The sequence below is a fragment of the Blautia sp. 210820-DFI.6.14 genome (assembly GCF_020558815.1).
In the GTDB taxonomy this organism is placed as follows: domain Bacteria; phylum Bacillota; class Clostridia; order Lachnospirales; family Lachnospiraceae; genus Blautia_A; species Blautia_A obeum.
On the sequence record NZ_JAJCKS010000149.1, the window covers coordinates 1 to 225 of the forward strand.

1 protein-coding gene is annotated in these 225 nt (G+C 33.3%); it reads left to right on the forward strand.

Annotated features, from left to right (window positions below):
- Window positions 1-225: hypothetical protein (locus LI112_RS18095; RefSeq protein WP_331464440.1), on the forward strand; the 225-nt coding region annotated here is incomplete at both ends.

Below are 225 nucleotides of genomic sequence, written 5' to 3' on the forward strand. Positions count from 1 at the left end.
ATTAGCTTGTTGGCTTGAAAAAGAATTTGGTCTTACTACATTTATAGATTCAACGGTATGGGGAAACGCCAACAACTTGTTAAAAAAGATTGATGAAAAATATTGCGTTTTGAAGAGAGAGAAAGATGGCTCTATTGCTTCTTACGATTATCAGATTCGAAATTTTACTACTAGCCACATTCATATGATGCTTTCAACAGCATTGAATGATGTAATTCACTCTAC